Annotated in this window: 13 protein-coding genes; 8 read left to right on the top strand and 5 right to left on the bottom strand. The window is 65.2% G+C overall.

Annotated features, from left to right (window positions below; translation table 11 throughout):
• Positions 1-5: 5 nt before the first annotated feature.
• From ACNFBR_RS21720 to ACNFBR_RS21730, 3 genes are read left to right on the top strand one after another with little or no spacing between them, the layout of a single operon-like run.
• Positions 6-785 (top strand): 5-oxoprolinase subunit PxpA, encoded by a 780-nt coding sequence (locus ACNFBR_RS21720; protein ID WP_416736713.1) that lies wholly within the window; start codon positions 6-8, stop codon positions 783-785.
• Positions 782-1,468 carry a 5-oxoprolinase subunit PxpB gene (pxpB, locus tag ACNFBR_RS21725; protein ID WP_416736714.1) on the top strand — a complete coding sequence of 229 codons (687 nt, stop codon included), beginning with the start codon at positions 782-784 and terminating at the stop codon, positions 1,466-1,468. The genes ACNFBR_RS21720 and pxpB overlap by 4 nt, the downstream gene beginning before the upstream one ends.
• The gene (locus ACNFBR_RS21730) at positions 1,465-2,382 is read left to right on the top strand and encodes a biotin-dependent carboxyltransferase family protein (RefSeq protein ID WP_416736715.1); all 918 of its coding nucleotides are present in this window, start codon (positions 1,465-1,467) and stop codon (positions 2,380-2,382) included. The genes pxpB and ACNFBR_RS21730 overlap by 4 nt, the downstream gene beginning before the upstream one ends.
• Before the next feature lie 177 nt (positions 2,383-2,559).
• Here the strand turns inward: ACNFBR_RS21730 and ACNFBR_RS21735 are convergent, their stop codons facing one another.
• The 3 genes from ACNFBR_RS21735 to ACNFBR_RS21745 all read right to left on the bottom strand — a co-directional run bounded on the left by ACNFBR_RS21735 (position 2,560) and on the right by ACNFBR_RS21745 (position 5,828).
• Complete coding sequence (locus tag ACNFBR_RS21735; RefSeq protein WP_416736716.1) at positions 2,560-3,738, bottom strand: vWA domain-containing protein; 1,179 nt, start codon at positions 3,736-3,738, stop codon at positions 2,560-2,562.
• A 13-nt stretch (positions 3,739-3,751) separates the two neighbouring features.
• Positions 3,752-4,597 (bottom strand): AAA family ATPase, encoded by an 846-nt coding sequence (locus ACNFBR_RS21740; protein WP_003254658.1) that lies wholly within the window; start codon positions 4,595-4,597, stop codon positions 3,752-3,754.
• A gap of 157 nt (positions 4,598-4,754) precedes the next feature.
• Complete coding sequence (locus ACNFBR_RS21745) at positions 4,755-5,828, bottom strand: DUF748 domain-containing protein (RefSeq protein ID WP_416736717.1); 1,074 nt, start codon at positions 5,826-5,828, stop codon at positions 4,755-4,757.
• A 134-nt stretch (positions 5,829-5,962) separates the two neighbouring features.
• Here ACNFBR_RS21745 and cysK point away from each other — a divergent pair, with 134 nt between their 5' ends.
• Both cysK and ACNFBR_RS21755 read left to right on the top strand, forming a co-directional pair.
• Entirely contained in the window at positions 5,963-6,937 is a 975-nt protein-coding gene (gene cysK, locus ACNFBR_RS21750) for a cysteine synthase A (protein WP_416736718.1), read from the top strand.
• A 173-nt stretch (positions 6,938-7,110) separates the two neighbouring features.
• Positions 7,111-8,046, top strand: coding sequence for an aspartyl/asparaginyl beta-hydroxylase domain-containing protein (locus ACNFBR_RS21755; protein ID WP_416736719.1), 936 nt, complete (start codon positions 7,111-7,113; stop codon positions 8,044-8,046).
• 141 nt (positions 8,047-8,187) lie between these two features.
• Here ACNFBR_RS21755 and ACNFBR_RS21760 read toward each other — a convergent pair whose 3' ends face one another.
• Positions 8,188-9,840, bottom strand: coding sequence for a cyclic peptide export ABC transporter (locus ACNFBR_RS21760; protein WP_416736720.1), 1,653 nt, complete (start codon positions 9,838-9,840; stop codon positions 8,188-8,190).
• A 35-nt stretch (positions 9,841-9,875) separates the two neighbouring features.
• Positions 9,876-10,325: an azurin gene (azu, locus tag ACNFBR_RS21765; RefSeq protein WP_416736721.1), complete on the bottom strand. Its 450-nt coding sequence runs from the start codon at positions 10,323-10,325 to the stop codon at positions 9,876-9,878.
• 181 nt (positions 10,326-10,506) lie between these two features.
• Here azu and ACNFBR_RS21770 point away from each other — a divergent pair, with 181 nt between their 5' ends.
• The 3 genes from ACNFBR_RS21770 to ACNFBR_RS21780 all read left to right on the top strand — a co-directional run.
• Positions 10,507-11,490 carry a TauD/TfdA family dioxygenase gene (locus tag ACNFBR_RS21770; protein ID WP_416736722.1) on the top strand — a complete coding sequence of 328 codons (984 nt, stop codon included), beginning with the start codon at positions 10,507-10,509 and terminating at the stop codon, positions 11,488-11,490.
• A 375-nt stretch (positions 11,491-11,865) separates the two neighbouring features.
• Positions 11,866-18,333 (top strand): amino acid adenylation domain-containing protein, encoded by a 6,468-nt coding sequence (locus ACNFBR_RS21775; RefSeq protein WP_416736723.1) that lies wholly within the window; start codon positions 11,866-11,868, stop codon positions 18,331-18,333.
• 1 nt (position 18,334) lies between these two features.
• A partial coding sequence (locus tag ACNFBR_RS21780) for an amino acid adenylation domain-containing protein (RefSeq protein ID WP_416736724.1) occupies positions 18,335-24,562 on the top strand: 6,228 nt, incomplete at its 3' end.

Genomic DNA, 24,562 nt, shown 5'->3' on the forward strand with positions numbered 1-24,562 from the left:
GGCCTATGAACAACAACAAGGGAGACCGCGTGGTGGAACGCCTGCTACTCAATTGCGACATGGGCGAGAGTTTCGGCAGCTGGCGCATGGGCCTGGATGCCGAGGTGATGCCTTACATCGATTGCGCCAACATCGCCTGCGGCTACCACGCTGGCGACCCCAGCATCATGCGCCGCACCGTGGCCTTGGCGCTGGAGCATGGGGTGACCATCGGCGCCCACCCGGCCTACCCGGACCTGGTCGGCTTCGGCCGCCGCTCCATGGCCTGCAGCCCGGAGGAAATCCGTGACCTGCTGCATTACCAGATCGGTGCGCTGGATGGCATCTGCAAAGTGCTGGGTGGCCGCGTGGCCTACGTGAAGCCCCATGGCGCGCTGTACAACGACATGATGGCCGACCCGCTCAAACTGCGCAGCGTGCTGGAGGCCGTGGCCGCCTACGACAGCAACCTGCCGCTGATGCTGATGGCCACCGCCGACAACCGCGCTGCCCAGGCCCTGGGCGATGAAATCGGCGTACCGCTGTGGTTCGAGGCGTTCGCCGACCGCGCCTACACCGCCAGTGGCCACCTGGTATCGCGGCGCCTGCCGGGCGCGGTGCATCACGACCCGGCACTGGTGGTGGAGCAGGCGGTGCGCCTGGCCCGTGGCGACACGCTGGTGGCGGACGATGGCAGTGCCCTGCGCCTGCAGGCCAGCACGCTGTGCGTACATGGCGACAACGACAGTTCGGTGGCGGCGGTGCGGCAGATTCGCCAGGCTCTCGATGCCCTGGAGCCACGATGAAAGCGCGCATCGAAGTGGTGGCTATCGATTGCCTGATGGTGCGCCTGTTCGACCGTATCGACGAGGCCAACATGCCGTGGATGCTCGCCGCCAGCCAGCGCTTGAGCGCAGCCTTCGGCGAGCGCCTGCTGGACCTGGTGCCGTCCTACACCACGCTGATGGTGCAGTTCGACCTGCCGCCTGGCGAGGCGAGGGCACTGATCCATCAAGCGCTGGACGGTTTGCAGCCCGACGCCGGTAGCGGCGGGCGCCAGCATGAGATCCCGGTGTGGTACGACGCCAGTGTCGGCCCTGAGCTGCCTGTGCTGGCGGCGCGCAGCGGGTTGACTGAAGCCGAGGTGGTTCGCTTGCACAGCGAACGTGAATACCCGGTGTTCGCCCTGGGCTTCGCCCCCGGTTTCGGTTTCATGGGCCTGGTGGACGAACGCCTGGCCAGCCCACGCCTGAGCACCCCGCGCAAGCGGGTGGCGGCGGGTAGTGTGGGCATTGCCGAGCGTCAGACGGCAGCGTATCCGGCGGTATCGCCGGGTGGCTGGAACCTCATCGGGCGCACGCCGGTACGCTTGTTCGACCGTGAGCGTGAGGGGTACAGCTTGTTGCAACCGGGTGACCGGGTGCGTTTCGTGCCGGTTTCGCGCAGCGAGTTCCTGGCCTTGGGCGGCGATGTGGAGGCGCAAGGATGAAGCAGTTGAAGATCGAGGCCAGTACGCCGCTGTGCCAGTTGCAGGATGCCGGGCGCTTTGGCGTGCGCCACCTGGGCGTGACCCAGGGCGGGGCGCTGGACTGGGTGGCGATGCATTGGGCCAACTGGCTGCTGGGCAACCCGTTGGACGCGCCGGTGGTCGAGGTGGCACTGGGTGGCTTCTGTGTCGTGGCGGAGCAGGATTGTGTGCTGGCGCTGGCCGGTGCCGACCTGGACGCGCGTGTCGATGATCAGCCGGTCGCGCCTTGGCGCAGTTTTGCCCTGGGCAAAGGGCAGCGCCTTACCCTCAAGCAGCCGAAGCAGGGGCTGCGGGCTTACCTGGCGGCTCCGGGCGGGTTCCTGGGCGAGGATGTGCTGGGCAGCTGTGCCACCGTGGTGCGTGAAGAACTGGGGGGTATCGATGGGCAGGGTGCTGCGCTGGCTGAAGGCCAGGCATTGGTGTTCAGCGCTAGCGATGCAACCCTGCGCGAGGTGCCGCAAGCCTTGCGCCCGCAGTACGCACAAAAACCTGTGCTCGATCTGGTGATGGGGGCGCAGATCGGCGACTTCAGCGGTATCAGCCTGTTCGAGGCGTTTAACAGTGACTGGACGCTGGACAGCCGGGCAGACCGCATGGGCGTTCGCCTGTTGGGGCCGCAGTTGGTCTACCAGGGCGCGCCGATGATTTCCGAAGGCATACCGTTGGGGGCGGTGCAGGTGCCGCCGGATGGGCAGCCGATCGTGCTGCTCAACGACCGGCAGACCATTGGCGGGTATCCGCGGCTGGGGGCGTTGACGCCGTTGGCGCTGGCGCAGTTGGCGCAATGCATGCCGGGGGCAGTGGTGCGGTTCCGGGCGGTGGTGCAGGACGAGGCCTGGCGCGAGCAGCAGGAATACCTGGAGCGTTGGCGGTAAATCTGCCGGCCCTTCACCCACCTCAGGACCTGTGGCGTACCTGTAGGAGCAGCCTTGTGCTGCGAAGAGGCCAGCCCGACAGAAGATGCCTTTTGGCAGTCAGGGCCCCTTCGCAGCACAAGGCTGCTCCTACAATTCCTGTGCATGGCCTGCTGGGAGCGGGCGGCACAGTCAGCATCACTTGGACAGGTAGCGCATCCCTTCCTCCAACCCCTGCAAGGTCAGCGGGTACATCTTGTCCTCGATCAGATCACGCACCAGGTGGGTCGACGCGGTGTAGTCCCAGGCCTGCTTGGGGTACGGGTTGATCCAGATGATCTTCCTGAATTTCTCCATGAAGCGCTGCATCCACACATACCCGGCCTCTTCGTTCCAGTGCTCCACGCTGCCACCCGGCTGGGTGATTTCGTAGGGCGCCATGGCCGCATCGCCGACGAAGATCACTTTGTAGTCGTCGCCGTACTTGTGCAGCAGGTCGAAGGTGGAATACCGCTCCGAGGTGCGGCGCAGGTTGTTCTTCCACACCGACTCGTAGACGAAGTTGTGGAAGTAGTAGTACTCCAGGTGCTTGAATTCGGTCTTGCACGCCGAGAACAGCTCCTCGCAGACCTTGATGTGGGCGTCCATCGAGCCGCCGATGTCGAACAGCAACAGCAGTTTGACGGTGTTGCGCCGCTCCGGGCGCATCTGGATGTTCAGCAACCCGGCGTCCCGCGCGGTGTGGTCGATGGTGCCGTCGATGTCCAGCTCTTCGGCGGCACCTTCACGGGCGAACTTGCGTAGCCGGCGCAAGGCCAGCTTGATGTTGCGCGTGCCCAGTTCCACCTGGTCGTCGAGGTTCTTGTACTCGCGCTGGTCCCACACCTTTACCGCTTTGCCCTGGCGTTTGCCGGCCTCGCCCACGCGAATGCCTTCGGGGTTGAAGCCGCCCGAGCCGAACGGGCTGGTGCCGCCGGTGCCGATCCACTTGTTGCCGCCAGCGTGGCGTTCCTTTTGCTCTTCAAGGCGTTTCTTGAATGCCTCGATCAGCTTGTCCAGGCCCCCCAGCGACTGGATCTGCGCGCGTTCTTCCTCGCTCAGCGAGCGCTCGAACTCCTTGCGCAGCCAGTCTTCGGGGATCAGCGCCTCGATATGCCGGTCGAGGTTTTCCAGGCCCTTGAAGTAGGCGGCGAAGGCCCGGTCGAACTTGTCGAAATGGCGTTCGTCCTTCACCAGGATGGCGCGGGCGAGGTAGTAGAATTCGTCCATGTCGGCGAACACCACGTGCTTTTGCAGGGCCTGATGCAGGTCCAGCAACTCGCGTACCGATACCGGCACCTTGGCCGCACGCATTTCATTGAACAGGTTGAGCAGCATGGCGCGGCTCCTGTCAGCGGTTGCCGCGCCGGCTCATGAAGGCCAGGCGCTCCAGCAGTTGCACGTCCTGCTCGTTCTTCACCAGCGCACCGGCCAGCGGCGGAATGGCCTTGGTCGGGTCGCGTTCGCGCAGCACCGCTTCACCGATGTTGTCGGCCATCAGCAGCTTCAGCCAGTCGACCAGCTCGGAGGTGGACGGCTTTTTCTTCAGGCCCGGCACCTTGCGCACGTCGAAGAACACATCCAGCGCCTCGCTGACCAGCGACTGGCTGATGTTCGGGTAGTGCACGTCGACGATCTGCTGCAGCGTGGTGCGGTCGGGGAAGGCGATGTAGTGGAAGAAGCAGCGGCGCAGGAAGGCGTCCGGCAGCTCTTTTTCGTTGTTCGAAGTGATGATGATGATCGGGCGTTGCTTGGCCTTGATGGTCTCGTCGATTTCATAGACGTAGAACTCCATCTTGTCGAGCTCTTGCAGCAGGTCGTTGGGGAATTCGATGTCGGCCTTGTCGATCTCGTCGATCAGCAGGATGACCCGTTCATCGGCCTCGAAAGCTTCCCACAGCTTGCCCTTTTTCAGGTAGTTGCGCACATCGTGCACCTTGTCCACGCCCAGTTGCGAGTCACGCAGGCGGCTGACCGCGTCGTACTCGTACAGCCCCTGGTGGGCCTTGGTGGTGGACTTGATGTGCCAGGTGATCAGGCGTGCGCCGAACGAGGCGGCCAACTGCTCGGCGAGCATGGTCTTGCCGGTGCCGGGCTCGCCCTTGACCAGTAGCGGGCGTTCGAGGGTGATGGCCGCGTTTACCGCCAGTTTGAGGTCGTCTGTGGCGACGTAGTCGCGGGTGCCTTCGAACTTCATGGGTTTGTCCTCTGCCGTATGCCTGTCAGGGCCCTTCGCGGGCGTGCCCGCGAAGGGCCCAACAGCTGTTTTCGATTTGTCACCGACTATAACGCGGGGCCAGGCGGCTGCAAACGCAGACCGGGTATTCAGTCCCTGAATGCCCCGTCACGCCAGCTCAGTCGGAGTCCGGCGCACCTCGCTCGTATCGGGCATTGAAAGCCTGGATAAACCCGTTGCGCAGGATCTGCAGAAATGCCTCGAAGGCGCTGATATCCTGCTTGTGCACGCTGCCACTGAGTTCCACCCGGGTGGCGAACTGGTTTTTCGGCTGGTTCTTCAGCACCGTCTCGGTCGCCCCTACCAGGGCCTCCCACACCGAGCGGAAGAAGCCCTTGTTCTTTTCCTCGACGTCCTGTTGCCAGTCGAACACGTCGACATCGCGCAGCAGCGGCTTTATGTAGCCGTTCAGCCGGCCATTTTCCGCCTGGGCCTCGATCACCACGTCACCGTGCCCGGCATTGAAGTCGAATTTGCCATAGGCGCTGGCGAAGTCATTCAGTTTGCGCAGCTCGATGCCGGTGGCGCGAAGCCTGAATTCGAAGTCATCGAAATCACTGAACGGGTCGAAGGTGGCACGGCTTTCTACCTTCGCATCGCCCGCTATCAGCGCCGTACCTTCGAAGCTCGCATCGCGACGGCCTTTCTTGTCGCGAACATTGGTCAGGTTGCGGATGTTGGCGTTCAACTGAGTGGCCTTGAGATCGACCGGCGGTTTGGAGTTGAAGTTGCGGAACGTCAGCACGCCGTTGTCGATACGCACTTCGTTGAGGGTGATGGGCAACAGCTTTTCCAGCTGCCGACGCCAGTCGGTACCCTGGCCCGTCTGCGATGCCTGTTTGCTGCCACCGTCGACGAAATTCAGCTCGGGGCGCACGAAGGTCACCTCGGCCACCACCGCCTTGTCGTACCACAGCGAACGCCAACTCACCGAAAGGTCGATGAGCGGCGCGTCGAGCAACGGTACCGGCACCTTGCCGCCGGTCTTGACGATTTTCAGCCCATTGATCTGGTAGGCGCCGCGCCACCAGGCCAGGTCCACATCGGCCACCTGGCCGTGGTAGTCGCCCATGTCGGCCAGTTTGTCGTTGAGGTAGTCGCGCACCAGGTAGGGCAGGGCCAGGTGCAGGGCGACCAGCAGCACGATCAGGCTGCCCAGGCCGAACAGCGGCCAGCGATAGCGGGCTCTCATCGGAGCGTCTCCAAGGCAGGATGTGCGGTTGACCGCACCGCGCCCCGCTGAGTTCGAACAGGCTTTACGGGCCATCGGCCGGGGCTTACCCTTGAGGTCTTTCCCTGCTTTTTTTCATGCCAAGGACCCCTGCCATGAGCCGTATCTTTGCAGACAACGCCCATTCCATCGGCAACACGCCGCTGGTGCAGATCAACCGCATTGCCCCGCGCGGCGTGACCATCCTGGCCAAGATCGAAGGGCGCAACCCAGGCTATTCGGTCAAATGCCGCATTGGCGCGAACATGGTCTGGGACGCCGAGAGCAGCGGCAAGCTGAAACCGGGCATGACCATCGTCGAGCCCACCTCGGGCAACACCGGTATCGGCCTGGCCTTCGTCGCCGCCGCCCGCGGCTACAAGCTGATGCTGACCATGCCTGCTTCGATGAGCCTGGAGCGGCGCAAGGTGCTGAAGGCGCTGGGCGCCGAACTGGTGCTGACCGACCCGGCCAAGGGCATGAAGGGCGCCATCGAGAAGGCCAACGAAATCGTCGCCTCCGACCCGGCCCAGTACTTCCTGCCGGGCCAGTTCGAAAACCCGGCCAACCCGGCCATCCACGAAAAAACCACAGGCCCGGAGATCTGGAACGATACCGACGGTGCGGTTGACGTGCTGGTGGCGGGCGTGGGCACCGGCGGCACCATCACCGGTGTATCGCGCTATATCAAGCACACTCAGGGCAAGGCGATCCTGTCGGTGGCCGTCGAACCCGTTTCGTCGCCGCTGATTACCCAGACCCTGGCTGGCGAAGAGCTCAAGCCCAGCCCGCACAAGATCCAGGGCATCGGCGCCGGTTTCGTGCCGAAAAACCTCGACTTGTCGATCGTCGACCAGGTGGCCACGGTGACCGACGATGAGTCCAAGGCCATGGCCATTCGCCTGATGCAGGAGGAGGGCATCCTGTGTGGGATTTCCTGCGGTGCGGCGATGGCCGCGGCCGTGCGTCTGGCCGAAAAGCCGGAAATGCAGGGTAAGACCATCGTCGTAATTCTTCCCGATTCGGGCGAGCGTTACCTGTCGAGCATGCTGTTCAGCGACATGTTCAGCGAGCAGGAAAACCAGCAGTGATCGGCCTTGCCGCTGATCCGGCGCAATGATCGGCGGCCTGGTTTATTGCAAAATCTTCATCAATGCGATCCCGCCCGGGTTGTTTTTACCTCGGCGGGATCGGTTTATGATGGCAGGATGATTTTTTGGAGAGCAGGCCGCGCAGCCCTGGCTCTTCCCCAAGGAGTGAAAGCATGACCTTTTCCTTTGCAGCCAAGGCGGGTGTCTTGCTGGTGTTTTTCGGCAGCGTGCTGTTCGTGCACCTGCGCGGCAAGGCCCGCCTGCCGGTGTTGCGCCAGTTCGTCAACCATTCGGCGCTGTTCGCCCCCTATAACGCGTTGATGTACCTGTTTTCCGGTGTGCCGTCCAAGCCTTACCTGGACCGCCAGCGCTTCCCAGAGCTGGACGTGCTGAAAGACAACTGGCAGGACATCCGCGAAGAGGCCATGCGCCTGTTCGACGAGGGCTACATTCGCGCCGCCGAAAAGGACAACGATGCCGGCTTCGGCTCGTTCTTCAAGAAGGGTTGGAAGCGCTTTTACCTGAAGTGGTACGACAAACCGCTGCCATCGGCCGAAGCCCTGTGCCCACGCACGGTCGAGTTGGTCAGCAGCATCCCCAACGTCAAGGGCGCGATGTTCGCCCTGCTGCCCGGCGGCAGCCACCTGAACCCGCACCGCGATCCGTTCGCGGGGTCGCTGCGCTACCACCTGGGCCTATCCACACCCAACTCCGACGCCTGCCGCATTTACGTGGATGGTGAGCAATACGCCTGGCGTGATGGCGAAGACGTGATGTTCGACGAAACCTACGTGCACTGGGTCAAGAACGAAACCGACGTTACTCGGGTGATCCTGTTCTGTGACATCGAACGCCCGCTGAGCAGCCCGCTGATGACCCGCATCAACCGCCAGGTCAGCGCCTTCCTCGGCCGTGCCACCGCGCCGCAGAACACCGACGACGAGCGCGTGGGTGGGATCAACCAGGCGTATGCCTGGAGCAAGCGCTTCAGCAACAAGATCAGTGGCCATGTGAAGCAGTTCAAGCGCGCCAACCCCAAGGCCTACCGCGTGCTGCGGCCGGTGCTGGCGGTGGTGGTGGCTTACGCGTTGTATCGCTGGTTGTTCTGATTTCTGCGCAATTTGGGCTGCTTGGCAGCCCATTCGCGGCACAAGGCCGCTCCTACAGGGACCGCGCAAGCCCATCATGGCGCGGTCCCTGTAGGAGCGGCCTTGTGCCGCGAAAGGGGCGCAAAGCGCCCCCACATTTCTTCAGGCCGGCTCCAATGCTTCGACCACCTTGCCACGGCTCAGGTGCACTACCTTGTCCGCCGTATCGAAGTACCGGTCATCATGCGAGATCACGATGATGGTCTTGCCCAAGCGCTTCAGGTCCGGCAACAGCTCGGTGTAGAACACCCGGCGGAAGGTCGGGTCCTGGTCCGCCGCCCACTCATCGAACACCAGTACCGGCCGCCCATCCAGCCAGGCATTGACCAGCGCCAGGCGCTTGCGTTGCCCGGTCGACAGGTCGGTGGTGGTAAAGGCGCCATCGCGTACGCTGACCTTGTGGGCAATTTCCAGCCGTTCCAGGTAGCGCGTGGCATCGCTGGGCAGGCTGTGTTCGTGCTCGGGCAGGTCTTCGAACAGGTAGTAATCGGCGAATACGGTGGTGAACAGCTGGCGATAGTCGTCCAGCGCCTCCGGGCCGACGGCTTTGCCGTTCAGGCGCACTTCACCACGTTGCGGGGTGTACAGGCCCAGCAGCAGCTTGATCAGCGAAGTCTTGCCACAGCCATTTTCACCGACGATGAACAGAATTTCGCCCGGCTCGATGCTCAGGTTCACAGGCCCGACGCGAAACGGCTCGTTGCCGTCCACCGGTGGGTAGGCGTATTCGACGTTGTGCAGTTCCAGGTGCGCGGTAGCCGGGGCTTCGCGCTTGACCGGCGGCGCCAGCAGCAGGTGCGGTTCGGGCGAGGAGAAACGCTCGGACAGGTCGGCAATGCGGCGGAACGCCACTTGGGCGCGGCCGAGGATCGGCAGGTTGCCGATCAGCGTTTCCAGCGGGCCTTTCATGTACAGCAGCACCAGCACGAAACCGCTCATCACCGCCGGGTCGTTGCTTGGCCACAGCGATTGCAGGGCCAGGGTCAGGCCGATGACCACGAAGAACAGCATCGAACCCAGGCTCTTGGCCGCCACGAAAATGTTGATGGCGCGGATGTGGGTGTTGGCGATGAAATCGGCGGTGCCTTGGATGTTGCGCGTCAGCATGGCATGGCGGCGACGGCGGTCGATGCGCAGCTCCTTGGCGCCCTCGGCAATGGCCGAGTAGTGCTTCTGCAGGTTGTCCTCGGCATCGCGGGCGGCGTTGAAGCCCGCCACGCCTTTTTGCCGTGCCACGTACTGGATACCGCTGCCGATGCCGATGGCCGCCAGGGTGATGAGGAAGATCGGCCACGACAGCCACGCCAGGTAGGCCATGCAGCCGGTCACCGTGGTGAGCGAGATGGCCAGCGGGGCGAAGGCGAAGGCGAAGTCGCTGATGGTGTCGACGTCGCGGGTCAGTACCGGGATCAGGCGGTGGGTGCGGTAGCGTTCGATCTGTTCGATCGGCGCGGACAGCACCTTGGCGCCAAGGTCCTTGCGTAGCCGGGCGATGACTTTCTGCCCGACGTAGTTGGTGCCGCTGTCGGCCGCCACGCTACTGACCAAGGCCAGCACGCACAGGCCGGCAAAGGCCAGGATCACACCTTGGCTCATGCCGCCTGCTGCATGCAGGCCCTGGTTGACGGTGGCCAGCAACGCGGTCACGGCGAGGCCGCCGACCATGCCCAGCAGCACCGAGACGATGACCGCCGGGCGGTAAGGTTTGAGCAGGCCCAGCAGTTCGCGGATGGCCCCGGGGGAGGAGGTTTTCATGAAGCGTGATCTCGCTGGTGAAAGTGAGGGCGGGGTCAGCTGCCGAGGGTCAGGGTGCCCTTCATCAAGGTGCTGTGGAACGGGAACGAGCAGTAGTAGCTGTAGTCGGTACCGGGCTTCAGCGTCTTGGTATCGAGGGTGACGCTGTCCTTCTCGCCACCGCCGATCAGCCGGGTGTGGGCGATCACCCGTGTGTCGCCAGGCTTCACATAATCCTGTGCTTCACCGGCTTTCTGGCCGTCATCGAGCACGCCCTGCATGTCAGCCTGAGTGCTCAGCACCCAGTTGTGTCCCATCACGTTCTTCGGCATTTCGCCGGGGTGGGTGAGGGTGAGGGTGAACGAGCTGCAGGCCTTGGGCACGCTGATTGTGGCCTTGTCGAAGGTCATCTGGTCGGTGCCGTGGATTTCCACGGCGCATTGCTCCGCCGACCAGGCGGCCGGGGCTGCGGCGAGCAGGGCGAAGAGCAGAAGCTGGCGAGTCATGTACGGTTCCTGGGCGTTGAAAGGGTGCACATCTACCAGACGAACCGGCGTGCGCTGGCTTTACCTGTGTGTGCTGCCCTGGTGAATTTCCCGCTGGCCCGCTCGTTCATCTAGTCAGGCGCCGCGATGGCGCAAAACCCGTTTTCGCCGCCAACGCGGCCCTGGCTTGAGGTGACCGTACATGAGTGAACTGCTGAGCTTTGCCATCGAACCCCTGGATGCCGCGCGCGGCAACCTGCCGCTGCTGGTGCGCGCGCCGGAGCCGGGCATTGACCTGCTGGAAGCCTTTGCCGAATTGCAGCCGCTGGTGGACCGGCACCTGCTGCAGGCTGGTGGCATCCTGTTCCGTGGCTTCGAGGTGGCAGGTGCCGAAGCCTTCCGTCAGTTTGCAGCCGCCTTCGGCCACCCGCTGCTCAACTACGAGTTCGGCTCCACCCCGCGCAGCAACGTGACCAAGGGGGTGTACACCTCCACCGAGTACCCGGCGCACCAGAGCATCCCGTTGCACAACGAGCAGGCCTACACCCTGGAATGGCCGATGAAGATCTGGTTCTACAGCGTGATCCCTGCCGAGACCGGCGGCGAGACGCCGATTGCCGACAGCCGTGAGGTGTACCGGCGCATGCCGGCGCGCATTCGCCAACGGCTGGAGGAGAAAGGGCTGATGTATGTGCGCAACTATGGCAACGGCCTCGATGTGGAGTGGTCGCAGGTGTTCAACACCGAAGACCCGCGCCAGGTCGAGGCCTACTGCCGGGCGCATGCCATCGAGTGCATCTGGAAGGACGACGGCGAGCTGCGCACCCGCCAGCGCTGCCAGGTGGTGGCACGCCACCCGGTGACCGGGGATGACGTGTGGTTCAACCAGGCGCACCTGTTCCATGTGTCGAACCTGCAGCCAGAGGTACGCGAATCGCTGATGGACATTGTCGAGGAAGAGGACCTGCCGCGTAACGTGTACTACGGCGACGGTACGACCATCGAGGATACGCTGCTCGATGAAGTGCGCGGGGTGCTGGATGAATGCACCATCAGCTTCCCCTGGTTGGCTAACGATGTGCTGATGCTCGACAACATGCTCGCGGCCCATGCCCGCTCGCCGTTTACTGGCAAGCGCAAGGTGGTGGTGGCGATGGCCGAGGGGCACAGCGAGGTGTTGGGCTGATAGGGGTTTGTCGTGGGGGGTGCAGCGCCTGTGAGATCGAGCGCCGCCCGCGCGGCGCATCGCGAGCGAAGCTCGCTCCTACATTTGTTTCGGGACAGTATTGCCTGTGACAGGCGCGCGCGACCGCCTTGTTTGTACGACGCGATATCCAGCCATGCGCCAAAGGGCCGCGCGCCCATGTCACAGGAATAATTGGCCCGAAACAAATGTAGGAGCGAGCTTCGCTCGCGATGCGCCGCGCGGGCGGCGCTCGATCTCACAGGCGCCAAATTCCCAACGGCGGGCCCCTGGTGGCCCTGCTTCAATCCCCCCCTAAATCAGCCCCCCATGCCTTCGTCTGACAGTTACCGCTCGACTGCCAGGACACCGCTCGACATGAATGCTGATCAAACGCTCAAGCTCGCCCGCCGCTTCATCGAACTCAGCCCCGACAAGCGCCGCCTGTTCCTCAAGGCGCTGCAGGGCGAGGGCATGGACTTTTCCGTGCTGCCGATCGCGCCCGGCGTGGAGGTGGCCGAGCGTGACCAGCTGTCGTATGCCCAGCGGCGCATGTGGTTCCTCTGGCAGCTCGACCCGCAAGGCGCGGCGTACAACCTGCCCATGGCCGTGCGCCTGCATGGCCCGCTGAGCCTGGCTGCTCTACAGCAGGCCTTCGATGCCCTGGTGGCGCGCCACGAAACCTTGCGCACCCGTTTCGTCGCCGACGGCGATGATGTGCGCCAGCAGGTGGATGCAGTTGCCGCACCATTGCAGTTGCGCCAGGATGCCCTGGCTGACTTGGACGAAGACACCCGCCAAGCTGCGATTGAAACCATCGCCGAAGCCGAAGCCCTGGCCCCGTTCGATCTGGCCAGCGGCCCGCTGCTGCGAGTGCGCCTGCTGCAACTGGCTGCACAGGAGCATGTACTGCTGCTGACCCTGCACCACATCGTCGCCGACGGCTGGTCGATGAACGTGCTGATCGATGAATTCCTGCACCTGTACGATGCCGCCGTGGCCGGCACCGAGGCCACGCTCGATGCGCTGCCGATCCAGTACCGCGACTATGCCCTGTGGCAGCGCAGCTGGCTGCAGGCCGGTGAGCAGGAGCGCCAGCTGGCCTACTGGCAGGCACGCCTGGGCGATGACCATTCGCCGCTGGAACTGCCACTGGATCGTACCCGCCAAGGCCGGCCCGACTACCGGGGCGCGCGCCACGCCTTCCCCGTCGCCGCCGAGGTTGCCGAACGCCTGCGCGCCGTGGCACGCAAGCACAACGTTACGCTGTTCATGGTCTTGCTGGCCGCCTTCAAGCTGCTGCTGCAGCGCTACAGCGGCCAGGCCGCGATCCGCGTGGGCGTACCTATCGCCAACCGCAACCGTGCCGAAGGCCAAGGCCTGATCGGCTGCTTCATCAACACCCAGGTGCTGCACACCGAGATCGACCCACTGCTGGATATCGCCGGCCTGCTGCAGCGCGTGCGGGAAACCGCCGTGGGCGCACAAAGCCACCAGGACCTGCCGTTCGAGCAGTTGGTCGAAGCCCTGGACCTGCCGCGCAGCAGCGAAAGCCCGCTGTTCCGTGTGCTGTTCAACCATCAGGCGCAGGTGGCGGACGTGCAGGCCATCGAGACCCGCTCCGGCCTGAGCCTGGCGCCGATCACGCTGGAAAAGCACAGCGCACGCTTCGACCTGGCGCTGGACACCCACGAACGCGCCGGGCAGTTGCAGGCGGCGTTCACCTATGCCACGGATGTGTTCGATGCCACCACCGTCGAAGCCCTCGGCGAGCAATGGCTGGCGTTGGTAAACGCGCTGGCCGATGAAACCGCTGGCGCCGTAGGCGAACTGCCTTTGCCTGGCCTGGCCGTTGCTGCCGGTGAACCGCAGCCAGGCGAGGCAACCCTGCTGGTGCACCAGCGCTTTGCCGCTGCCGCCAGCAGCCACCCCCAGCGTACCGCGGTGATGGCCGCAGGTGAGCAGGCCAGCTTCGCCGAGCTCGATGCGCGAGCCGAAGCAATCGCCACTCGGTTGATCGAGGCCGGGGTAGGGCCCGACACGTTGGTCGGCGTGCTGGCCGACCGCAGCGTCGGCATGCTTGCCAGTATCCTGGGGGTACTCAAGGCCGGTGGTGCGTATTTGCCTCTGGAGCCTGAACAACCGGCCGAGCGCCTGGCCTACATGCTCGCCGACAGCGGCACGCGCCTGGTGCTGGCGCCCGGCAACTGGCAGGCAGAACTGGCCGACAAGGTGCGGCGTATCGATTGGGTGCAAACTGGCACCGCCCGCGCCCCGCGCACTGTGCCGGCAGCGGCCAACCTGGCCTACGTGATCTACACCTCCGGCACCACCGGCCAGCCCAAGGGCGTGGCGATCAGCCACGGCGCCCTGGCCAACTATGTCGACGGCATCGACGCGCGCCTGCCGGTGCAGCGTATTCGTAGCATGGCCCAGGTTTCGACCCCGGCTGCCGACCTTGGCCACACCATGCTGTTCGGCGCCCTGTGCGGCGGCCACACACTGCACCTGCTGCTGCGCGAACAGGTGCTGGACGCCGAAGGCTTCGCTGCCTACCTGGCCGAGCACCAGGTGGATGCGCTGAAGATCGTGCCTTCGCACCTGGAGGCCATGTTGGTGGCTGGCCGCGCGGCGCTGCCTGGCCAGTGCCTGGTGCTTGGTGGCGAGGCCATCAGCCCGGGCCTGCTGGGCAGGATCCGCCAACTGGCGCCAGCGCTCAAGGTGTTCAACCACTATGGCCCGACCGAAACCACGGTCGGCGTGCTGGTCGCCGAACTGAGCGAGCAAACCCACCTCGGTCAGCCGTTGGCCAACACCTACGTGGCGGTGCTTGACCGCTGCCTGCAGCCACTGCCGGCCAAGGCCAAGGGCGAGCTGTACATCGGCGGTGCGGGCCTTGCCCGTGGCTACCTGAACCGCCCGTCGCTCACCGCCGAACGCTTCGTCCCCGACCCGCACGGCAGCCACGGCCAGCGCCTGTACCGCAGCGGTGACTGGGTGCGCCAGGGCAACGACCTGCAGTTCGCCGGGCGTATGGATGGCCAGGTGAAAATCCGCGGCTACCGCGTCGAGCTGGCCGAAATCGAAAGCCAGCTGCGTGGGCTGGACGGCGTCGCCAATGCCCTGGTCCGCGTGCATGGCCAGGCGCCGCAATTGCAACTGGCCGCCTGGCTGGTGCCCAGCCAGGTGCCGGCCGACAGCCTGGCCTGGCAGGACTCGATCCGCGCTAGCCTCAAAGGCCTGCTGCCCGAGCACATGGTGCCAACCTACCTGATGGTGCTGGATCACCTGCCGGTCACCGTCAACGGCAAAGTCGACGTCAAGGCGCTGCCAGAGCCGGTCGCTACCCAGGTGGTCTACCAGGCGCCACAAACCCCGCTGCAGGTGCAGCTGGCTCGAATCTGGGCGGAGGTCCTGCAAGTACCGCAGGTGGGCCTGACCGACAACTTCTTCGCCCTCGGCGGCCATTCGCTGTTGGCCACCCAGGCCGTTTCACGGGTGCGCAAGCAGTTGGGGCTGGATATCCCGCTGCGTACCCTGTTCGACACCGTCGACCTGCAGGCTTTCGCCCAGGCGGTGGCCGAGGGCGAGCAGGGTGCTGGCCTGGACATCGAAATCCTCGACCGCCAGCAACCGCTGCCGGTTTCCCGTTCGCAGAACCGCCAGTGGCTGTTCTGGAAGCTCAACCCCGAAAGCCTGGCCTACAACACACCGATGGCCGTGCGCATGCAGGGCAACCTTGACCGTGCAGCGGTGCAGGCAGCGTTGGATGCGCTGGTGGCCCGCCACGAGTCACTGCGCACGGTGTTCGTCGAAGCCGATGGCTTGCCGTGGCAGCGCATCCTGCCAGCCGTCACGGTGCCTATCGGTTTCGAAGACCTCAGCGGCCAGGACCACGCGGCGCAGCTGCGCAAGCTGGAAGCCGAAGCCTTCGTCCCGTTCGACCTGGAGCAGGGGCCGCTGCTGCGTGCCCGTCTGTTCAAGGTGAATGGGCAAGAGCACCTGTTGTCGCTGACCCTGCATCACATCGTTTCCGATGGCTGGTCGATGAGCCTGCTGGTACGCGAGTTGGCTGCTGCCTACAACGCGGCGGCCACGGGCCGGCAGCAGGTCATCGAGCCATTGCCGGTGCAGTACGCCGACTTCGCCGCCTGGCAGCGCAAGTGGCTGGCCGAAGGGCAGATGCAGACCCAGATCGACTACTGGAAAGCGCGCCTGGAGGACGATTTCGAAGTGCTCGAACTGCCTGCTGATCGCACCCGTCCGCAGGTCAAGAGCTACCAGGGCAGCCGCTTTGACGTGCGCCTGCCGCTGGCCCTGACCGAGCGCCTGCGTGCCTTGGCGGTGGCGTCCAACGCCACGCTGTTCCATGTGTTTCTGGCGGCCTATGCCATCGTGCTGTCGCGCTACAGCCGCAAAGATACGTTGAACATTGGTGTGCCCGTTACCAACCGCAACCGCCTGGAGCTGGAGGGGCTGATCGGCTTCTTCATCAACGTGGTGGTGGCCCGCATCGGCGTCGATGGCAGCCAGCGGTTCCCGCAACTGCTGGCGGCGATCAAGGAAACCACCCTGCAGGCCCAGGCCAACAAAGATGTGCCGTTCCTTGAGGTGGCCGAAGCGCTGTACCCGGACCGCGACCAGGGCGTCAACCCGTTCTTCCAGGTGCTGTACAACCACCTGCGCGACCTGGGCGAACAGGTGTCCAGCAACGCCCTGCACGGCTTGCAGGTCAAGGAAGTGGACCTGCTGGAGCCCGGTGCGCAGTACGACATCTCGCTCAACACCCTGGAGCGTTCCGATGGTGTGACCGCTTCGTTCAACTACTCCACCGACCTGTTCGACGCTGCGCGCATCGAGCGCATGGCCGGCCATTGGCAGGCGCTGTTGGAAGCCATCTGCGCCGAGCCGCAGCGCTGCATTGCCGAGCTCGACATGCTCGGTAACGCCGAACACCAGCAACTGACCCATGGTTGGAAGCCGGCGCCGCAGGCCACTAGCGGGCTGTGCGCACACCAACTGCTGGAGCACCAGGCGCGTCAGCGACCAGACGCTCTGGCGCTGATCTTCGACGACCGGCAGATGACCTACGCCGAACTCGACCGCAGCAGCAACCAGCTGGCGCATCGCCTGCGGGCACTGGGCGTTGGCCCGGATCGCCTGGTTGGCGTGGCCGTGGAGCGCGGCCTGGGCATGGCCCTGGCACTGATCGCCATCCACAAGGCGGGTGGCGCCTATGTGCCGTTGGACCCGGACTACCCGCAAGAGCGCCTGGCCTACATGGTCGAGGACAGCAACATCGGCTTGCTGATGGCCGATGCGCCCTCGCGTGAACGCCTGCGGTTGAGCGCACAGCTGCCCTGCGTGCTGCTGGAGTCGGGTACCGAGTGGCTGAACGCCTGGCCCGCCGAGCCGCTGGCCAACCAGGCTGCGCCGGAAAACCTGGCCTACGTGATCTATACCTCGGGTTCCACCGGCATGCCCAAGGGTGTGGCCATCGATCACCATGCCTTGTCGGTGTTCTGCCAGGTGGCCGGTGACTATTCGCGGCTGAGCCCGAACGATCGCGTGCTGCAGTTCGCCACTTTCAGTTTCGACGGTTTCATCGAGCAGTTCTTCCCGCCGCTGGCCCAGGGCGCCTGCGTAGTGCTGCGCGATCTGCGGCTGTGGGACACCGCGACCTTGCTGGACGAAATCAACCGCCACGGTGTGACCGTGGCCGACCTGCCGGCAGCCTACTGGCGCCTGCTGGCGCTGGAGCGCCGCCCGCCGCAGGCCTATGGCCAGTTGAAGCAGATTCATGTCGGTGGCGAGGCAGTGCCGGAAGACGCCCTGCGCGCCTGGCTGGCCGACGGCCCGCCAGCGGTGCGCCTGCTGAACACCTACGGGCCGACCGAAGCCACCGTGGTCGCCACCACCTATGACTGCTCGCAGATGACCGCGCAGCAGATCAGCCAGGGTGGCGTGCCGATCGGCCGCGCGCTACCAGGCCGTAGCTTGCATGCCCTGGACGATGGCCTGGCGCCCTCTCCGGTAGGGGTGCCCGGCGAGTTGTTCATCGGCGGGGCAGGCTGCCTGGCACGTGGTTACCACCAGCGGCCATCGCTGACTGCCGAGCGCTTCATCCCCGACCCGTTCGACCCGGTTGGCGGTGGCCGCCTGTACCGCACCGGTGACCTGGGTTGCTATGACGAAAACGGCCAGCTGGCCTATCGCGGCCGTGTCGACCACCAGGTGAAGGTGCGGGGCTTTCGCATCGAGCTGGGCGAGATCGAGCAGTACCTGCGGGCACACCCGGACGTGCGCGAGGCCACGGTACTGGCCATCGACCTGCCCGGCGGCAAGCAGCTGTGCGCCTATGCCGTGCCGGCTGAAGGGCATGACGGCGATCTGCGCCTGGCCTTGAAGCAGTACCTCAAGGCCAGCCTGCCGGACTACATGATCCCGACCTACCTGGTGACCCTGGCGAGCATGCCGCTGACCCCGAGCGGCAAGCTCGATCGCAAGGCCCTGCCGCTGCCGGACCCTAACCAGCCGCAGCATGACTACGAGGCGCCGCAGACCGAGCGGCAGCAGCAGTTGGCGCACCTCTGGGCGCAGTTGCTGAACGTCGCCCGGGTCGGCTTGAACGACAACTTCTTCGAACTGGGCGGCCACTCCTTGCTGGCTGCCCAGGCGGTGTCGCGGATCAACGTCGAGTTGGGGCTGGACATACCCCTGCGGCTGATCTTCACCCACCCGCAATTGCGCGCCTTCGCCCAGGTGCTAGATGAGCAGGCCCTGTCCCTTTCCGACGACGGCCTGAGCGATATCGAACACATGATGAACGCATTCACAGAGGCCTGACATGGAACTCACAGCAGCACAACGTATCGCCCAACGTTTCGTCGGCCTCCCCGTGGAGCAACGCCAGCAGATCCTGGACAAGATGCAGGCCAGCGGGCAGAGCTTCCGCCTGCTGCCCATCGTGCCCGCCCGCCAGGGCCTGGCGCACATTCCGCTGTCGTACGCCCAGCAGCGACTGCTGTTCCTCTGGCAGCTGGAGCCTGACAGCTCGGCCTACAACGTACCGATGGCCGTGCGCCTGAAAGGCGCATTGGACCAGGCGGTGCTGCAACAGGCGCTGGACGCGCTGGTGCAACGCCACGAATCGCTGCGCACGCGCTTCGCCTCCGTGGAGGGTGAATTCCACCAGGAAATCCTCGACCACTGCCCGCTGCCCCTGGAACTGGTGATGTTCGACGGCGAGCCCGATGCAGCATCGCTGAGCGTGGCCGTGGACGCGGCACTCAAGCAGCCGTTCGACCTGCTGAGCGGGCCGCTGCTGCGGGTGACCTTGCTGAGGGTGGCGGACCAGGAGCATGTCCTGGCGCTGAGCATGCACCACATCATCTCCGACGGTTGGTCGAGCGATGTGCTGGTGCAGGAGTTCATCCAGCTGTACACCGCCCTGGCCGAGGGCCGGCAGGCCGAACTGCCGGCATTGCCGATTCAGTACGCCGACTACGCCATCTGGCAGCGCGCCTGGCTTGAAGCCGGTGAAGCCCAGCGCCAACTGGCCTACTGGCAGGCGCAGTTGGGCGACGAGCAACCGGTGCTGAGCCTGCCGCTGGACTTCGAACGCCCGGCCACGCCAAGCCAGCGCGGTGCGGTGGTGCGCGTGGACATCGCCGGCGAGCAGGCCGAGGCCCTGCGCAGCCTGGCGCGCAAGGGCGGCCATACGCTGTTCGTGTTGGTACTGGCGGCCATGGCGGTGGTGCTGTCGCGCTACAGCGGCCAGGCCGACATCCGTATCGGCGCGCCGAATGCCGGGCGTAACCGCAAGGAATTGGAAGGCCTGATCGGCTTCTTCATCAACACCCAGGTCCTGCGTGTGCAGGTGGACGAGCGTGCCACCTTCGCTGCACTGCTGGAGCAAGTGAAAGAGGTGATTGGCGGCGCCCAGTCGCACCAGGAGTTGCCGTTCGAGCATTTGGTCGACGCCTTGCTGCCCGAACGCAACCTGGCCCACAACCCGCTGTTCCAGTTCAAGATCAACCAGCACGTGGCCGCCAGCGAGGCAGGGCGCCAGCGCCTGGGCGCGCTGGAGGTGGAAGGCTTTGCCCGTGACGGCGGCGATGCCCGTTTCGACCTGGCCTTCGACTTCTCCGACAAGGCCGACGGGATCGAAGGCTACTTCACCTTCGCCATCGACCTGTTCGAACAAGCCACCATCGAGCGCATGGCCGCTTCGCTGCGACAGGTACTGGATGCACTGGTTCGCGACCCGCAGCAGGCGATCGTCGATTGCCCGGACGTCGCAGATGCGCTGCCAACGGCCGTGCAGGCCTATCCACACGGTGACTTCCTCGCCCTGTGGCGCCAGGCAAGGGTTCAAGGCCAGGCGCGCGGCGGCGTGCGCGCCGGTGACCGGTTCATGACCCAAGCCGGGCTGGAGGCGGCGTCCAATCGTCTGGCCGACTACCTGCGCCAACGCGGGGTCGGCGCAGGCAGCGTCGTTGCCTTGTGCCTGCCGCGTTCCATCGAGTGGGTCAGCGCCTTGCTCGCGGTGCTCAAGACCGGTGCGGCCTATCTGCCACTGGACACTCAGCAACCGCAGGAGCGTCTGCAGCAATTGATTGGCGACAGTGGCGCCGCCGCGCTGCTGCACGAACCCGGCGACCATCGTTTCGCTGGCCTGGACGGCTTGCAGGTGATTGCCTGCGACCACACCGCCTGGGCAAGCTGTAGCGACAGCCCGCTCGACCTGGCAATCGCCTCTGAGCAGCCGGCTTACCTTATCTACACCTCGGGCTCGACCGGCCAGCCGAAAGGCGTGGTGGTCAGCCACGGGGCGCTGGCCAGCTATACCCAGGCAGTGCTGGAGCGCTTGCAGTTACCGGCCGAGGCGAGCATGGCGATGGTTTCCACCCCGGCAGCCGACCTTGGCCATACCGTGCTGTTCGGCGCCCTGGCATCGGGCCGCTTGCTGCACTTGCTGCCGCAGGAACTGGCCTTCGACCCGGATGGTTTCGCCAGCTACATGGCGCAGCATCAGGTAGGGGTGTTGAAACTGGTGCCAAGCCACCTGCAAGGTCTGCTGCAAGCAGCCCGCGCTGCCGATGTGCTGCCTGCCGAGGCGCTGATTCTCGGCGGCGAAGCGTGCAGTTGGGGGCTGTTGGAAAAAATCCGCGAACTGCGCCCGGGTTGCCGGGTGATCAACCACTATGGCCCGACCGAAACCACGGTTGGCGTGCTCACCTTCGAGCCCGACCAGCCCGTGCCGGGCTGCCGCACGGTGCCGGTCGGTCGCCCGCTGGGCAACGCTTGCGCCCACGTGCTGGATGGCTACCTCAACCCGTTGGCGGCGCATGTGGCCGGCGAGTTGTACCTGGGCGGGCAGGGCGTCGCCCAGGGCTACCTGGGCCAACCTGGGCTGACTGCCGAACGCTTCGTACCGACCGAGGGCGGTGCCCGCTTGTACCGCACCGGCGACCGTGCGCGGCTGGCAGCCGATGGCCTGATCGAGTTCATCGGCCGTGCCGACGACCAGGTGAAGATTCGTGGTTACCGCGTGGAACCGGGCGAAGTGGGTCGGCTACTGGCGGGCTTGCCTGCGGTCAGCGAGGCCGTGGTGCTGGCCCTGCCGCTGGACAGTGATGCCGAGCGCCTGCAACTGGTGGCTTATGTGGTAGCCGATGCTGGCGTCACCGAGCAGCAACTGCAGGCACAACTGCAAGCACGCTTGCCTGAGTACATGGTGCCGGCGCAGATAATGCTGCTGGAGCGTCTGCCACTGACCGCCAATGGCAAGCTCGACAAGCGCGCGCTACCCGCGCCGGGCGCGGTCAGCCGTGGCTATGTGGCGCCGCAAGGTGAAATCGAGGAGAAGCTGGCCGCTGTGTGGGCCGATGTGCTCAAGCTGGAGCAGGTCGGCAGCAGCGACAACTTCTTCGAGCTGGGCGGCGATTCGATCCTCAGCCTGCAGATCATTGCCCGGGCCAAGCGCCAGGGCATCAAGATCACCCCCAAGCAGTTGTTCGAACAACAGACCATCGCCCAGCTGGCGCAAGTGGCCAAGCGCATCGAGGCCAAGCAGCCGCTGGCTGCCGCGCCAGCCGTGGACACGACCACCAGCGGCGAAGTGGCGTTACTACCCGCCCAGGCGCGGTTCTTCGAGATGGATGTCGCGCAACCGGCGCACTGGAACCAGTCGGTATTGCTCAAACCGGCCAGCCCGGTACAGCTGCGTCAGCTGGAGGCAGCCTTGCGCGCGGTGGTCGAGCAGCACGATGCTCTGCGTCTGCGCTTCACCCGTGGCGATGGCCAGTGGCAGGCACGTTTCCAGCCGTTGGATAACGCACCGCTATTGCGCCAGCACAACCTGGCGGCGCTGGGCGAACTGGAGGCAGCCGGCAATGAGGTACAAGCCAGCCTGAACCTGGAACATGGGCCATTGCTACGTGGCGAACTGTTCGATTTCGCCGAAGGCCAGCAGCGTCTGTTGTTGGTGGTTCACCACCTGGTGGTCGACGGTGTGTCATGGCGGGTGTTGCTGGAAGACCTGCAGGAAGCCTACAGGCAATTGCTCAACGGCCAGGCCGTGAGCCTGCCAGCCAAGAGCGCGTCGGTGAAAACCTGGGCCGAACGCCTGACCGCCCACGCCGGCACCCCTGCGCTGCAAGCCCAGTGCAGTTACTGGTTGCAGGCACTGGCCGGCGGCAATGTCGAACTGCCGCGCGATAACCCGCAAGGCAGCCTGGACAACAGCCATGCCCGCACGGCCGCGTCACGGCTGGATGCCGAACGCACTGCCAAACTGCTGAAGCAGGCGCCGGCGGCCTACCGCACGCAGATCAACGATTTGCTGCTGACCGCACTGGCGCGCACGCTGTGCCAGTGGAGCAGGCAAGACAATGTATTGATCCAGCTCGAAGGCCATGGCCGCGAGGACCTGTTCGACGACCTCGACCTGAGCCGCACCGTAGGCTGGTTCACCAGCCTGTTCCCGGTGCGCCTCACGCCCGAACACGACCTTGGCCAGTCGATCAAAGCCATCAAGGAGCAACTGCGCGCCGTACCGGACAAAGGCATCGGCTATGGCCTGCTGCGCTACCTCGGCGATACCGAGGTGCGTGGGCAGCTTGAGCGCGCCGCCCAGGCCCGTGTCACCTTCAACTACCTGGGCCAGTTCGACGCCAGTTTCACTGGCGAAGCCGATGCCCTGTTCACCCCAAGCGGCGAAAGTGCTGGCCGCAATCAATGCGCAGGCGCGCAACTGGGCAACTGGCTGAGCATCACCGGCCAGGTGTATGGCGGCGAGCTGTTCCTGGAGTGGACCTACAGCGCCGACGTGCACCACCCGGCAACCATCGAGCGCCTGGCCCAAGCCTATGAGCAGGCCCTGGCCGAGCTGGTCGAGCATTGCTGCGATGCCCGGCATCAGGGCGTGACGCCGTCGGACTTCCCGCTGGCCGCATTGACCCAGGCGCAGCTGGACAGCCTGCCGCTGGCGGCAGCGCAGATCGCCGATGTGTACCCGCTGTCGCCCATGCAGCAGGGCATGCTGTTCCACACCCTTTACGACCAGCAGGCCGGCAATTACATCAACCAATTGCGCGTGGATGTGCAGGGGCTGGATGTGCAGCGCTTCCAGCAAGCCTGGCAGGCCACGCTCGACGCCCACGACATCCTGCGCAGCGGTTTTGTCTTGCAGGGTGAACTGGAGCAGGCCGTGCAGGTGGTGCGCAAGGCTGTCGAGTTGCCGTTCAGCGAGCACGACTGGCGCGGCCAGCCTGCCCTGGAGCAGGCGCTGCAGACGCTGGCCGAGGCTGAGCGCCAGCGCGGCTTCGACCTGGCCGCCGCGCCGCTGTTGCGCCTGGTACTGGTGCGTACAGGTGATGCCAGCCATCACCTGATCTACACCAACCACCATATCCTGATGGACGGCTGGAGCACCTCGCGGCTGTTGGGTGAAGTGCTGCAACGCTATGCAGGCGTGGAACCGCCAGCGCAGGCCACGCATTACCGCGATTACATCGCCTGGCTGCAAGGCCAGGACGCAGCCGTTGCCGAAGCGTTCTGGAAGGCTCAGCTTGCCACCCTGGACGAGCCGACCCGCCTGGCCCAGGCCATCGCCGGCAAAGCTGGCGCCGCAGACACGGGTTACGGTGACTACCGCCAGGCCTTCGACCGCGAGCAGACCGCCCGCATCGAAGCCTTCGCCCGGGCCAATCGGGTCACGGTCAACACCCTGGTGCAGTCGGCGTGGCTGCTGCTGTTGCAGCGTTGCACCGGCCAGGCCAGTGTGTGCTTCGGCGCCACCGTGGCCGGGCGCCCGGCTGACCTGCCTGGGGTGGAAGAGCAGATCGGCCTGTTCATCAACACCTTGCCGGTCATCGGCGCGCCGCGTGCCGAGCAGCGCGTGGCCGAGTGGATCGGCCAGGTGCAGGCCGGCAACCTGGCCGTGCGCGAGTTCGAGCACACGCCGCTGTACGACGTGCAGCGCTGGGCGGGGCAGGGCGGCGACGCGTTGTTCGACAGTATCCTGGTGTTCGAAAACTACCCGGTGGCCGAAGCGTTGCAACAGGGCGCGCCAGGTGGCCTGCGCTTTGGTGACGTAGCGGTGCAGGAGCAGACCAACTACCCGCTGACCCTGGTGGTGGAACTGGGCGCCACCTTGTCGATGCAGTTCAGCCACGACCGTGCGCTGTGGAGCGACGAGGCGATCGGCCGCCTGGCGGGCTACTTTGCCAACCTGCTGCAGGCCCTGGTCGAGCAGGCAGATGCCGTTATCGGCGAGCTGCCAATGCTGGGCCAAACGGAACAGCAACGGATGGTCGAAGGCTGGAACGGCACCCAGGCCGCGTACCCGGATGAGCGCAGCATCCATCAACTGATCGAGGCCCAGGTGTTCGCCACCCCGGACGCCCCGGCGCTGGTGTTTGGCGAGCAGACCTTGAGCTATGCCGAACTGAATCGCCGCGCCAACCAACTGGCGCACAAGCTGCGCGAACAGGGCGTTGGCCCCGATGTGCTGGTGGGCATCGCCATGCAGCGCAGCCTGGAGATGGTCATCGGCCTGCTGGGTATCGTG

This window comes from Pseudomonas sp. NY11955 (assembly GCF_048068035.1).
In the GTDB taxonomy this organism is placed as follows: Bacteria; Pseudomonadota; Gammaproteobacteria; order Pseudomonadales; family Pseudomonadaceae; genus Aquipseudomonas.